Annotated in this window: 13 protein-coding genes; all 13 read right to left on the bottom strand. The window is 41.6% G+C overall.

What is annotated here, in order from left to right; translation table 11 throughout:
* Positions 1-32 precede the first annotated feature (32 nt).
* Complete coding sequence (locus MHH31_RS08340) at positions 33-2,408, bottom strand: DNA translocase FtsK (RefSeq protein ID WP_342495445.1); 2,376 nt, start codon at positions 2,406-2,408, stop codon at positions 33-35.
* A 110-nt stretch (positions 2,409-2,518) separates the two neighbouring features.
* The gene (locus MHH31_RS08335; RefSeq protein WP_008344712.1) at positions 2,519-2,755 is read right to left on the bottom strand and encodes a YlzJ-like family protein; all 237 of its coding nucleotides are present in this window, start codon (positions 2,753-2,755) and stop codon (positions 2,519-2,521) included.
* A complete protein-coding gene (locus tag MHH31_RS08330) occupies positions 2,752-3,480 on the bottom strand; it encodes a ClpP family protease (protein WP_008344713.1) in 729 nt (242 codons plus the stop codon). The genes MHH31_RS08335 and MHH31_RS08330 overlap by 4 nt, the downstream gene beginning before the upstream one ends.
* 121 nt (positions 3,481-3,601) lie before the next feature.
* Positions 3,602-5,269 (bottom strand): ribonuclease J2, encoded by a 1,668-nt coding sequence (gene rnjB / locus MHH31_RS08325; RefSeq protein WP_008344715.1) that lies wholly within the window; start codon positions 5,267-5,269, stop codon positions 3,602-3,604.
* 171 nt (positions 5,270-5,440) lie between these two features.
* A complete protein-coding gene (gene dapA / locus MHH31_RS08320) occupies positions 5,441-6,307 on the bottom strand; it encodes a 4-hydroxy-tetrahydrodipicolinate synthase (protein ID WP_008344717.1) in 867 nt (288 codons plus the stop codon).
* Between the two features lie 30 nt (positions 6,308-6,337).
* Complete coding sequence (gene dapG / locus MHH31_RS08315) at positions 6,338-7,552, bottom strand: aspartate kinase (protein ID WP_025207348.1); 1,215 nt, start codon at positions 7,550-7,552, stop codon at positions 6,338-6,340.
* A gap of 92 nt (positions 7,553-7,644) precedes the next feature.
* Positions 7,645-8,664 carry an aspartate-semialdehyde dehydrogenase gene (asd, locus tag MHH31_RS08310; protein WP_017359063.1) on the bottom strand — a complete coding sequence of 340 codons (1,020 nt, stop codon included), beginning with the start codon at positions 8,662-8,664 and terminating at the stop codon, positions 7,645-7,647.
* A 139-nt stretch (positions 8,665-8,803) separates the two neighbouring features.
* A complete protein-coding gene (gene dpaB, locus MHH31_RS08305; protein WP_017367267.1) occupies positions 8,804-9,397 on the bottom strand; it encodes a dipicolinate synthase subunit B in 594 nt (197 codons plus the stop codon).
* On the bottom strand, positions 9,394-10,296 hold the full coding sequence (dpaA, locus tag MHH31_RS08300) for a dipicolinic acid synthetase subunit A (protein ID WP_017359065.1): 903 nt from the start codon (positions 10,294-10,296) through the stop codon (positions 9,394-9,396). The genes dpaB and dpaA overlap by 4 nt, the downstream gene beginning before the upstream one ends.
* A 123-nt stretch (positions 10,297-10,419) precedes the next feature.
* Positions 10,420-10,692 carry a YlmC/YmxH family sporulation protein gene (locus tag MHH31_RS08295; RefSeq protein ID WP_342495444.1) on the bottom strand — a complete coding sequence of 91 codons (273 nt, stop codon included), beginning with the start codon at positions 10,690-10,692 and terminating at the stop codon, positions 10,420-10,422.
* Between the two features lie 61 nt (positions 10,693-10,753).
* Positions 10,754-12,721, bottom strand: coding sequence for an asparagine synthase (glutamine-hydrolyzing) (asnB, locus tag MHH31_RS08290; RefSeq protein ID WP_342495443.1), 1,968 nt, complete (start codon positions 12,719-12,721; stop codon positions 10,754-10,756).
* 12 nt (positions 12,722-12,733) lie between these two features.
* Complete coding sequence (locus tag MHH31_RS08285) at positions 12,734-13,288, bottom strand: hypothetical protein (RefSeq protein WP_041507274.1); 555 nt, start codon at positions 13,286-13,288, stop codon at positions 12,734-12,736.
* Positions 13,257-14,252, bottom strand: a complete 996-nt coding sequence (locus MHH31_RS08280) for a hypothetical protein (RefSeq protein ID WP_342495442.1) — start codon at positions 14,250-14,252, stop codon at positions 13,257-13,259. Before MHH31_RS08280 ends, MHH31_RS08285 begins: the two co-directional genes overlap by 32 nt.
* Positions 14,253-14,273: the final 21 nt, after the last annotated feature.

Genomic DNA, 14,273 nt, shown 5'->3' with positions numbered 1-14,273 from the left:
GTTAACTTTATGTTAGGAAAGCTCTCTTCGAATTATGAAGAGAGCTCGTCATGTTGTTCTTTTGAGAGGAGGACTTCTCTCGGTTTACTTCCTTCATATGGTCCGACAACCCCGCGCTCTTCCATTGCGTCAATAAGACGTGCAGCACGGGTATAACCGATGCGGAACCTCCTTTGCAGCATCGAAACAGAGGCCGTCTGCATACCAATGATCAGTTCAACTGCTTCATCATATAAGTCGTCGTCCACAGCCCCAAGCTGATCTTGCGTTTCTTCACTTGGGATCATTTCTTCTTGATATTGTGCTTTTTGCTGTGTGATGACATGATCAACGACATGTTCCACTTCTTCATCTGATAAAAAGGCGCCTTGTACACGAACTGGTTTGTTCGCACCGACCGGTAAAAACAACATATCCCCTCTGCCCAACAATTTTTCTGCGCCTCCCATATCAAGAATGGTCCTTGAATCGGTTTGTGACGATACGCTAAATGCAATACGGGATGGAATATTGGCTTTAATGACACCAGTAATGACATCAACCGAAGGTCTCTGTGTGGCGATAATTAAATGAATCCCTGCAGCACGTGCCATTTGAGAAAGCCTTGTAATGGAATCTTCCACATCAGAGGAAGCAACCATCATTAAATCAGCAAGCTCGTCTACAATGACGACAATATAAGGTAGTTCTGGCTGCTTCGCCTCTTCTGATTGATTCATTCGTTTAATGTAATCATTGTACCCTTCAATATTTCTTGTACCCGTATGAGAAAACAATTCATAACGGCGCTCCATTTCACTAACCACTTTTTTAAGTGCCTGTGAGGCTTTCTTAGGATCGGTTACAACTGGAGCCAACAGATGCGGGATGCCGTTATAAACATTTAATTCAACCATTTTCGGGTCAATCATCATCATCTTTACTTCATGAGGTTTTGCTCTCATGAGAATACTTGTGATAATGCCATTGATACATACGCTTTTTCCGCTTCCTGTTGAGCCAGCCACAAGTAAATGCGGCATTTTGTTCATTTCAGCCAGCACAGCTTCACCAGAAATATTTCGGCCCAGTCCGATGAGTAGCTTGGCATTTGGGCGGTCATTTTGTTTCGATTCTAAAACCTCTTTTAAAGAAACCATCGCAATTTCTGCGTTGGGCACTTCAATTCCGATGGCTGATTTACCAGGAATCGGCGCCTCAATTCGAATGTCTTTTGCTGCTAATGCAAGGGCTAGATCATCACTCAAGTTGACGATCTTACTTACCTTCACGCCGACATCAGGGTATACTTCATATTTTGTGACGGCCGGCCCTAAATGAACTTGTGTCACTTTTGCTTTTACACCAAAGCTTTGGAAGGTCTTTTCAAGCTTTCTTGCATTTTCATAAATATTCTTCTTATCTGTTTGCTGACCTGAATGCTGCGGCTCAGCTAAAATATCAAGCGATGGCAGCTCATAATCCTTATTTTCAAGCTCCGTAAACGTCATAGGCGGAGCTTCTTTCGGTTCGTCCCCTGTATCATGAGACGGAGTGCCTTGTACAGTTTCTTGAAGAGGATCTGGCTCATTGACCGACTGATCTTTTTGAACCGGCGGTGTGAGCATGTCATCTCGATCAGCAAAACTTGAGATAATCGGCTGACGATTGTCAGAAGCTTGCTCTTCTTCCTCGATCAAGATATGATCATGATCTTCTTCGGCCTCTTCTTGCAAGCGTGAACGTTTTTTCTTTTCACTTGTTCTCTGCGCAGGTGCATTTTTTTTCGCCTGCCTTATGCCTTTCATATCTTCAATAAATGCTTTCCACTGCTTCACCAAAAATTGTGATACAGGCAGCGTCACTTTTTTGACCATTTCTTGCAGTGACCGGTTTGTGATCAGAACAATGCCGATCAGCATTAGCACAATGGCCATGATTTGAGATCCTGCTTGTGCAAACAAGAAATAGGAGGCCGCAAATAATACGGCACCGATCATACCGCCTCCTAAATCGGGCGAGCCTGTCTCACCTTTCATATCCATTAAAAATAGCTCAAACGTATTTCTGATTACACTTTGAGAGCCTATCACGCCTGCAGCTGAAAGATGCTGAAAAAGCTTCACATGGGACAAAAGCAAGATGCTCGCAATGATGCAGTATAAACCTGCTTTTCTTCTTGTCAGTAAATCAGGAATTTGTTTTTTCCAAAAGATCGTCACACCAAAAAGAAATAATCCGATAAGGCAGAGAATAAACCATTCACCTGCAAAGAATCGGAATAGATGTACAAAGGTTTGTCCAACTACACCTAGCTGTAAAATGGCAATGATCGCTATGGCAATACAGACTAACCCATTTAGTTCATATTTCAGTTTTAGCTGTTTATTTTGTTTTTTTCTTGTTTTACGTTTTCTCTTTTTCGCCATACTCATCACCTTACTACAAAAGAAAATATAACCTACGAAAAGATCAGAAAGAAAGCAGCCTGGTTTTGGCTGCATCTTGTTGTAAGTTTTCCCTTTATTATAGCATAGAATCATTCATATGAGTCGGTTTGATTGGTGCCTAAATGTAACTTCAATCGCTTACCTGGTGCAAGCTCCTGATTCAAAAAATCCATTGGATTCGTACTCATTACTTGAACGATTTCCGCTTCATCTTCTTTCATTTCAACCATCACTGGCACGCCCTGAATGTTTACCTGCTGGAGTTTGCGTTCTCCTTGTTCCTCAGCGTAAATGGCTTCATAAGGCATAGGTGTATATAAAATCATTGGATCAGCCCCTCGTTTTGTGCAGCCCGTTCTCCAATAAGCTCGTTCAGCTTTTTAATCGCTTGTCCAACGCCGCCGACTTCATGCATCAGTCCGTATTCAGCCGCCTCATGGCCAACGACATTTGTCCCGATGTCTCTTGTTAGATTGCCTTTAGAGAACATAAGCTCTTTAAATTTCTCTTCTGTAATGTTTGAGTGACTCGTGACAAAATTAATGACTCTTTCCTGCATTTTATCTAAGTATTCAAAGGTTTGCGGAACACCGATGACTAGACCGGTTAAGCGTACAGGGTGAATGGTCATCGTTGCTGTTTCAGCAATGTATGAATAATCACACGATACGGCGATTGGGACCCCAATAGAGTGGCCGCCGCCAAGCACAATGGATACAGTCGGTTTGGATAAAGAAGCGAGCATTTCCGCAATGGCTAGTCCTGCTTCTACATCGCCGCCCACTGTATTTAAAATGATCAGAAGTCCTTCAATTTTTGGGTTTTGTTCAACTGCTACGATTTGTGGAATGACATGTTCGTATTTGGTTGTTTTATTTTGTGGCGGCAGCTGCATGTGCCCTTCAATTTGTCCAATAATAGTCAGGCAATGTATGTTTGTATCTTGTGACAACTGCGGGACGGCTGTTTCACCAAGCTGTTGTATTTTGCTCATAATGCTATCTTTTTCTTCTGGTTTTCGCTCAGGCTGCTGTTCATTCTGTTCGTCCATTTGTCTCCATCCTTTCCTAAAAACTCTCCTTCTATTATGAACAAGATCGTCACATTCCATCCGCATTCATCATGTCACATCAAAAAAGCCCAAAGAGCTTGTGCTCTTTGGACTTTTCTCATCACACTTCCATAATAATTGGAATGATCATTGGCTTACGTTTTGTTTTTTCATATAGGAATTGATTTAGTACATCGCGCATGGATTGTTTCAGTGTTGACCATTCAACAATTGAGTTTTCCGTTTGCTCTTTCACAATCCCTTTGACCATTTCTGTTGCTTTCACAATCAGCTCTTCGGATTCTCTTACATAAACAAATCCTCTTGTGATGATCTCAGGTCCAGAAATTAATTGTTTCTTTTGTTTATCGAGTGTAATGACTACAATCAAGATGCCATCTTGAGACAATAGGCGTCTATCACGTAAGACAATATTCCCGATGTCACCAACACCAAGACCATCGATCAAAATGTTCCCTTGATGTACTTTTTCACCGATTTTGACGTTTTGCCCTCTAAATTCCACAACATCTCCTTTATCAATTAAGAAAATGTCGCTTCGTTTCATGCCCACTTCTTCAGCAATACGAGAATGTGCTTTTTGCATGCGATATTCGCCGTTTACTGGAATTAAATACTTTGGCTTCAGTAAGTTCAGCATGAGCTTTAACTCTTCTTGACAGCCATGTCCAGATACATGCACACGTTTTTGAGCAAAAATCACTTGTGCTCCGCTTCTTGTAAGGAAATCCACCGTTTTTGAATAGGTGAGTTCTTGTCCTGGAAGAGGTGTAGACGCAATCACAACCGTGTCATCTTTTTCAATATGAAGCTGTTTATGATTTTGTTTCGCCATTTTTGTTAAAGCAGCGAGAGGCTCACCGTGGCTTCCTGCTGTGAGGATGACCACACTGTTTTTCGCCATTTTTTTCACTTCTTGGACTGGAACAAATAATTCTTCGTCTGCTGTCACATAACCAAGTTTGATCGCAAGCTGAAGAGTTGTCATCATATTTTTCCCTGCTACTGCAAGCTTACGGCCATTTTGGTTTGTGGCATTAATGATTTGCTGTACACGGTTAATATTTGATGAAGATACAGCCACAATCACACGGTTTTCAGCATTGTACATCGCATTTGAGATTTCGTCTTGGACGAGCGCCTCAGAAGGTGTATAACCTGGTTTTTCAGCATTTGCACTGTCTGAAAGAAGTGCTAAAACGCCATTGTTTCCAATTTTCGCAATCTCTCCGATGTCACAGGCTTGGTTAAGCGCTGGGGTTTGATCAAATTTAAAATCACCTGTGCATACGATTGAACCAAGAGATGTTTTGAAGCTGATTCCGACTGAATCAGGAATACTGTGATTCGTTCTAAAGAACGATACCTTTGTTGTTTCAAATGTAATGACTGACTTTGCATGAACCTCGCGCAAATCAGCTTTTTGATTGAAGCCGTATTGCTTTAACTTTTCTCGAAGTAACGCAAGGGTCAGCTTCGTGCCATAAACTGGTACAGACAATTTGCTTAAGCAATGGAATACGCCTCCGATTGCTTCATCATGTCCGTGGGTAAGAAAAATTGCTTTCACCCGATCAGCTCGTTCTGTTAAATAAGAGATATCAGGAATGACCACGTCAATGCCTAGCATTTCGTTTTCTGGATGCATGAGTCCTGCATCTACAACATATATGTCGGAATCAATCTCAATGACATATAAGTTTTTCCCGATTTCTCCAACGCCTCCCAGTGCAATAATTCTTACGTTCTCTGTATTTTTCTTTTTCAAAATTCTTATCCTCCTAGTCTCAAGCCCGTCCATCATCGCTTAATGCTATTATAACTGAATCTAATTTTAGAAAACAAGATGAAGTCACATTTTAAGAAAGTGTTTATGTATAAAAAACGGTCATACTCAGGGACATCTGAGAATGACCGCTTACGAATTTTTTTGTTTTGATCAGCTGTTTAATACGCTGCTTAAATTCAGTCTCTCTTCTTCTGATAAAGGTAAAAGCGGGAGTCGAACAGATCCGACATCTAATCCTTTCAGCTGAAGAGCTGTTTTGACAGGCGTTGGATTTGGCGCTGAGAACAGCTGGTTCATGATCGGCACCAGCTTTTGATGAATCAATGCCGCATTCGCTGTTTGTCCTGAGGCGTAGCTTTTTAGCATTTGCTGCATATCAAGGCCTACGATATGAGAAGCCACAGAGACGACTCCTTTTGCACCAACCGCAACCGCAGGAAGCGTTAGGCTGTCGTCACCAGAATAAACGTCAAAATCTTCTGGTGTCTCTGCAATGATTTTTGTCATGGCATCTAGATCACCGCTTGCTTCTTTGATTGCGACAATGTTCGGTATTTGCGCAAGCTTAATCGTTGTTTCTGGTGCTAATGAAGCAACCGTTCTTCCTGGTACATTGTAAAGCATGACAGGAAGAGATGTAGACTCGGCAATTGCTTTAAAGTGTGCATACATGCCTTCCTGTGATGGCTTGTTGTAGTAAGGTACGACAAGCATCACTGCATCAACGCCCGCTTCTTCTGCTTTTTTCGTTAGTTTAATAGACGCATTTGTGTTATTACTGCCTGTTCCTGCAATGATTTTACAACGACCATTTGCTAATTTCACCGATTGCTGAAAAAGAGCGACTTTTTCTTCAGTCGATAAAGTTGGCGATTCGCCTGTTGTCCCTGCAACGACTAAAGAGTCACTGCCGTTTTTTAACAAGTAATCAATGAGAATTGATAGCTTTTGGAAATCAATGTTGCCCTTTTTATCAAAAGGTGTAATCATAGCTGTTGCGATATTTCCGAAATTCATTTTTTTCACCTCATCATGATTCAATCACATTTATCTTGAAAGTTCAAACACTTCATGAAGGGCATTAACAGCCGCTCTCATGTTTTCTTCGTTCACTAACACCCAAATCGTCGTATGACTGTCAGCGGACTGTAAGATCGGAATATTTTGCTCAGATAGTGCAGATACAATTTTAGATGTGACACCTGGTACACCCATAATGCCTGCTCCAACAGCTGATACCTTTGCACAGTTTGTCGTGACAATCGGCGTATAGCCCAGATCTTTTAGGATCGCCGTTGCTTTTTCAGTCATTGCACCTGTCACCGTATAGACGATTTCGCTCGGTGTAATGTTGAAGAAATCGACACTGATTTGGGCATTTGCCATTGCTTTAAAGACTTCTGTTTGTACGCTGTACTGTCCCTCTTTAGCTGGGACTTTGATTTGTGTGACATCATTGACATGTGCAATACCCGTAATCAGGCGGTCGTACACATCATGACTCATTTTATCTGAGTAGTGTGATGTCACGAGTGTGCCCTCATCATCAGAGTATGTTGAACGGACCCTCATTGGTACTTTTGCTTGCATGGCAATTTCAACAGCTCTAGGGTGAATGACTTTTGCCCCTTGGTATGCGAGGTTACAAATTTCTGTGTATGTCACGACTCTCAATGGTTTTGCATTTTCTACGATACGGGGATCTGCTGTCATGACCCCTTCTACATCTGTAAAAATATCGATGAAATCTGCCTGCAATGCAGCGCCTAACGCAGCAGCTGACGTATCACTGCCGCCTCGTCCGATTGTTGTCACGTCTCCATTTTTTGCAGCGCCTTGGAATCCAGCAACGACAACCACATCATGCTCTGAAAGTGCCGCCTCAAGACGTTCACACTTCATGTCAATAATTTTCGCATTTGTATGTTCTTTATCTGTCACAAAGCCTGCCTGTGATCCAGTCATCGCTACAGCCTTTAGCCCGTTTTCATTCAGCATACTTGAAAAAACAACAGCTGAAATATTTTCTCCGCAAGACACGAGTAAATCTTTTTCTCGGTTTGTCATATGCTGCGCACTGCCGTAAAGCAGGCCAAGCAGCGTATCTGTCGCATAAGGATCGCCTTTTCGTCCCATCGCAGACACGACAACGACCGATTTATAGCCTTTCTCTTTTGCAGATAGGATATGTGCAAGTGCCCTTTTTCTCCCTTGATCATCTTTGACAGATGTACCGCCAAATTTTTGGACAATTATTTTCACTGTTTTCACTCCAAGTTCATTCTGACGTAACAGAAGAGAGTAGGCGAAAGATGCCTAACTCTCTTCTATTCGTCCTCATCATCCATTGAATGTTAAACTAATTTTAATGCTCGTAAGCTTTCTGCAATTTGAACGGAGTTCCATGCAGCGCCTTTTAGCAGGTTATCAGATACAATCCACATATGGAAGCCATTTGGACGATCCAAATCCTTCCGAATGCGGCCGACAAATACGTCGTTTTTACCAACAGCATCTGCAGGCATTGGATAAATTTGCTGAGACGGATCATCTTGTAATGTGATGCCTGGTGCATCTTTTAGGATGGACTTGACGTCATCAACCGTTGCGTCATTTGATTCAAGTTCAACGTAAACCGATTCTGAATGACCCGTTTCAATTGGTAGTCTCACACATGTTGCCGCTACTTCTAGCTCTGGCAAGTGCATGATTTTTTTCGTTTCATTGATCATTTTCATTTCTTCAAATGTATAGCCATTGTCTTGGAATTTATCAATTTGCGGAATCGCATTAAAGGCAATTTGATAAGGCATGACTTCTGGTTTCACATCTTCTTTATTTAAAATGGCTTGCGACTGGCTGTACAGTTCGTCAATGGCTTCATGTCCTGCACCTGATACTGCTTGGTAAGTAGACACAATGACTTTTTTCATGCCATACGCTTGACGAAGCGGTTCTAGCGCCGCCACCATTTGAATCGTTGAACAGTTAGGGTTTGCAATGATCCCTTGATGGTCATGCAAATCTTTTTCGTTTACCTCTGGTACGACAAGAGGGGTATTTTCGTCCATACGAAAAGCACTTGTATTATCGACAACAATTGCACCTCGTTTGACCGCTTCAGGAGCTAGCGCTTTGGAAACATTTCCTCCCGCACTGAATAGTGCAATATTGACCCCTTCAAAGCTTTCAGGTGTTGCTTCTTGAACGGTATACTCTTGACCTCTGAATGTCACTTTTGTTCCAGCAGAACGTTTTGAGGATAGTAGAGTAAGTGTATCCATTTCAAAATCTCTGTCAGCTAGTGTTTTTAACATTTGTTGACCGACAGCTCCAGTCGCTCCAACTACAGCTACATGCAATCCTCTTCCCATCAGTAAAACTCCTTCCGACCCATCCATGATTCTTTTCTTTCGGATGGCCATCCTATGACTTTTTACATTTTATTTTACCATAGAAAAGCAAGGCTTGAAGTACCTTTTTTGAATCTTTCATGATTTTCTAGTGAATCTATTATTCGTTTGATCCAATTAAAATGGGTTGAATTTGTCTATGCTCGAGCGCCTCTTCTACTGTTTTCGTCAGTAGATCCATATGCGCTACCATGGAAGTCGGTTTTTTGAATGGATCATCTTGGCCGAATGGAATAAAGAAAATGTTCTTTGTCGACATGAGTCTCATGAGATTTGTACCATTTAAACCTAATGCATCATTGGTGGAAATGCCTAAAACGACAGGGCGATGATTACGAATGGTCGCCTTAGCAGCCATTAAGACTGGACTGTCTGTTAGTGCATTTGCAAATTTCGCCATTGAATTGCCTGTTAAAGGCGCAATGACCATACAATCAAGTGGAAGTTTTGGTCCAAGCGGCTCTGCTTTGACGATTGAGTCAATCGCTTGAAATCCTGTCAGCTTCTCAATCCGCTCAATCCAGTCCGCTCCTTCTCCGAATCTCGTATTCGTATTTTGCACCGTATATGACACGACAGGACGCACTTCTGCCCCTTCTTTCACGAGTGATTCGATTTGCGGAAAAACGGCTTCGTACGTGCAGTGAGAACCTGTTAAACCAAAGCCGATTCTTTTCCCTTTTAGTGTAGTCATGATTCCATCCCCCTTTTTTCCTCCGCAAGTTCACATAAGAGCCCAGATAGCACTTTTGCAATGATCTGCCCGGCTGTCTTTGGTGCCACAATCCCTGGAAGTCCTGGTGCAAGGAGCGCCTTCACTCCATGCTTTTGTGCAAAGTCAAAGTCTGTTCCACCTGGGCGGGAGGCGATATCCAAAATGAGTGTCTTTGGTGTCATGCTGACAATGACAGATGAATCTAATACTAAGCTTGGAATCGTATTGATAATGATGTCGACATCCGTTACTTCATCTTTTAAACGGTCCATTGAAAATGGATCAAGTCCCATCTCAAAGGCTCGCGCTAAATGGGCTGTATCCGCAGCACCAACTTTCACTTCCGCACCTAGCGCCCGAAATGTGCGGGCAATGGTGAGCCCTGTTCGACCAAGTCCGAGAACAGCGACATGTGACCCATGAATCGTATAATCCGTTTGCTGAATGGCCATCATGATAATCCCTTCAACTGTTGGAATAGAGTTATATATGGCAATATCATCTCGCTCAAACAGCTTCACAAGCTTCCGATTCACCTGCTTTGCCATATTGTCTAAGTACATATTAGAAATACCTGAGTACAAGGTACAATGTGCAGGGGTTCTTTCTAAATATTTAGCTTCTAGCACGACCTTCTCATTTGAAAAAACGGTGGCAACGACCCCTTCGTCTGTAGCACCTGATACCGGAAGGATCATACTATCCACTTGTTCAAATGGAAGCTCTGACATTTTCAGCTTTTCAGCACCAATAAATCCATGATCCAGCTGATCAAATCCGACCAAAAACACTTTGGCATGCTGCTGTGACAGCTTGCGAATGATTTCAAGCTGCCTAGCATCTCCCCCGATCACCGCAACCGTTAAACCGCTCAACATACTGACCGTTCACCTTCTTTATTTAAAAAAGTCTGTAATATTTTCCGAATCTCCCTTTCAGCATATGAGGAGAGGATTCAGCCTGTGAACAAATCGGGGAGAGAAAAGAAAAAGAGCACCCTTTTATGATGGGTCCTCTTTTTCTCCGTGCGGCTGAAGTTCTTCAGGCACATCGAGAATGATCATATCTGATCCTATTTTTTGAATGTGATTCCACGGAACGCGGATGTCATTTCCTTGTTTTCGAAAGCCAAACCATTTGACGGAAGGTATGATGAGTGCTGTAATTTGACCGTCCTGTTCATTTATTTCAAGGTCGGTTTGTCCAAGCACGCCAAGCCGCTCCGCTCTTTTAATATCGACGATCTCTTTTCCTGACAGCTCACTCAGCCTCAAAATCGCATCACTCCCCTTCCATATCATATATGCAGCAGGGATGGTGAATAGACCGGGCCTCTTAATGACTAGTTTGGAGCGGAAGACGCGCCCCTTTGATATAGTGATCATGCCATAATTCCAAGTTGTAAAGCATCCACACTTTTTGGTCCGCTCCATTTTTGTTCTTCTGATTCGAATGATGTCGCAAAAATTGTTCTAGCGGCTCTTTTTGAAATAATTGTGTTGCAAAGCTTTGTTGATCAAGAAGTTTCTCTTCGATTTCTTCCATTCTTTTATTCATCCAATGATACACCGGAACCGGAAAACCCATTTTTCTTCTATATAATATACGCTTATCCACCGTTTGCTCCATTGTCTTTTTCAACATATATTTCGGAATATCTTGGACCTCACTTGTTTTAAGGCTCGATTGGAAAAATGCTTGCACTTTGCTAGGTAGCCCTTTATAAGGAAGTTTGTACTTGAAAGGCATATCGTTGACAAATTGGATGATGCGATGATCAAGAAACGGTACACGTGCTTCTAGTCCGTGTGACATCGTCATCATATCAAGCCGGTCTAACAAGTTGGGTAAATGAATTTGTTGAAATAAATAGAGCAGTTTGTTTTCATACGACGCCCCTTCCATCTCTTTAAAGCAATGGGCGATCAACTGATTCATGTGCAAATCAGCAGAATCAATAGAATGAGCTTGCTGACCTAAGAGCTGCTCTTTTTCGTTATCCGTAAACCAAGCATATCTTTTTTTATAATGTTCCATTTCCCCATCAAGATGGATAAATTGATGCACCTGCTGCTGAAAGGACGGTTCAAATAATACCTTTGAAAGGATCGATGACAGCTTTCGGTTTTTTTGAAGCCATAAAATTTTACGCCAATCTGCCGGACTCCTAAACACACGTCCATACCCTGCAAACAATTCGTCCGCTCCTTCACCACACAAAACAACCGTTACATGCTTTTTTGCTTCACGTGACATATGGTAAAAAGCGACTTCATGAGGAATGGAAAGAGGATGATCTCTTCGCTTCACAACTTCTGGCAATAATTGAAAGTACTCTTCTTCACTCATTCGATGCGAGTGAAGCTTGACGTTGTATTGTTCTGCTGCGAGCTTGGCATAGCTTTCTTCAGAAAAACCTTCCTCTTCAAAGCTGGTCGAAAAACAGTGAATATTCTCGTTCGCATATTTGGACATCAAAGCAACAATAGAAGTCGAATCCACTCCTCCACTCAAAAAAGCTCCTACAGGTACATCAGACATCATTTGTTTTTGCACACTATCTTGAAGTAATTCAAACAATCCCTTTTGATAATAACGTTCTCCCCTGTCAATTCCATCAGATGGGAAAGGATATTGCCAATAGGCCTCTTTTGTCATTCCTGTTTCATCTATTTTCAAGATGACACCTGGGGGTAATGTTTGAATTCCTTGAAAGAAAGTTTGCTCGCCAATCGCATAACGGAAGGATAAATAACTAAGGACAGCCTCTGGCTGAATGGCAATTTGTATATCTGGATGCTGAAGAAGAGCCTTCATTTCCGATCCGAAAATAAGCCCTCCTCCACATTCTGAAACATAAAGCGGTTTAATCCCAGACCGGTCTCTAAATAAAAAGAATTCTTTCTTCTTTTGATCCCATATCGCAGCTGCAAACATTCCATTTAATTGCTCAATAAAAGAAATCCCATATTCTTCATAGCCATGAACAAGTACTTCTGTATCTGTCAGCGTACGAAACGTATGACCTTTATTCCATAAGTCCTCTCTTAATTCTTGGAAATTATAAATCTCGCCATTTAAAATCACACAAATAGACTCATCTTCATTTGTTATTGGCTGCGGCCCAGATTGAATATCGATAATGGAAAGCCGCGTATGAACCAAACCAACTGAGTCGTCTTGATATACACCACTATCATCAGGTCCACGCACACTAAGTGCGTTTTTCATCTTCAGTAAGATGTGTGGATCAAGTGGTGCTTTGTTAAAATGACAATAACCTGCAATGCCGCACATAGACATGGCTCCCTTCCATCAATGATCTGACTGCTGGATCGTCATTGCGAAAATATGCATAAATGGATTATCTTGAAAGCGGATTTCATCAAAAACGATTTTTTGCGAGAAGGAAAGCGAATCAATCCATAGGTTTGATGTCAAATGGTGATTGATGCCGGCTACCGTATGAATATAATCAAATGCATAAGCCAATCGATCATCAAATGCAGGTTCACGTTCAATCACATCGGTTAATGAAAGACGAGACTCCAAGACAACGGTACCCTCTCGTAATAATGTCATCTTTTCGTAGAGATTACCATTAGATGAACAGCCAACGACATGGAGCGCTTCTGCTTCAACTGCCTGAAGTTGAATAGATTGACCCTCTAATTCAATATTGTCTCCTTGATCTTGATAAATGAACTGAAAAGGAATGCCTTCGACCAAAGAGTCTTTCACGTTCATGACCAACTCAGCCGGCAAAGAAGCCCCACCAATGGTTAATTGGCCTTTTTCATATTCATTTTGATATGTGATGCCTCTGTTATTGACATAATCATGAAGAGTGAGGGGTTGATAGGTTTTCATTTTGAATCACCTCTTTTAGTTGCGTGAGCAGGCTTGTCTCCACTTCTAATGTTTTTTGAAACCGATTCGACGTCCTTTCAATCATACTGCGAGGATTTTTGCTGAGGCCGACTCTAGCTGTAAAATTAGCAAGCACTGTCCAGCTTTGATAAGCATCTTCAAATGCTTGAATAAGGGGTTGTAAATGCTCATTTTCATATGATGATAAAAATGTCACCATATGTTTTCTGGAGTTGGCGACATCCTTTAGTCCTTCAAAATAAACATTGTCTAATAAATTACCATTTTCATCACCTTTAATACTATCAATATAATCTCTTTGAATGACTGAAATTGCGTCAAGACCTGTGACAGCTCCAGGCAATTCAAAATGTGGCGGTGCACCTTCTAATATGGCAACATGCTCTTTTAAAACTTTCATTACATCCGGTTCTTTCTCAAGATCAACCTGTTTGATCCATTTATAACGATTTTCGGTTCGAGGCGTATGTTCGTAGACAGAGCGTGCGGCTTTCATCAAATGATCTTTACTCAATGTGCCATGATAAGAATAAGCATGGTCACTGATCAATACATGATCATCATTCACCTCAAGTACTTCCAATGTATGATATCCGTGTTCTCTTTCAAAAAATGGACAGTACGGTAATTCAAATATATCTAAAGAAACAGACACAGTGCCTCTCTTTGGATGCTGTTTAAATACCCGATTCATATAGAAGTCTAATTCCTCTTCGGTGTAAAAAATTTCTTCTAAATGAATGCCATTATGATGCAGAATATCTTCACGAAAGTGTTTAAAGGAACCGATCAAAACAAATCCTTGGTCTTGAGATCTATAAACAAGACCAGCTTGCCTCCAAATCCTGTCGATTTGAATTCCTTTTCTAAGAAGCATGGCTGCAATCGTTAATTGAGAACAGTTTAAATAATTGTTTCGGTAAATAGGTGCTGCAGTAGCCACATATGTCTCCTCCTTTTTTAC

The organism is Bacillus sp. FSL K6-1033, assembly GCF_038630765.1.
Taxonomy (GTDB): Bacteria; Bacillota; Bacilli; order Bacillales; family Bacillaceae; genus Bacillus; species Bacillus altitudinis.
The sequence above is the reverse complement of the archived record's forward strand: the minus strand, read 5'-3'. Positions and strand labels throughout refer to the sequence as shown.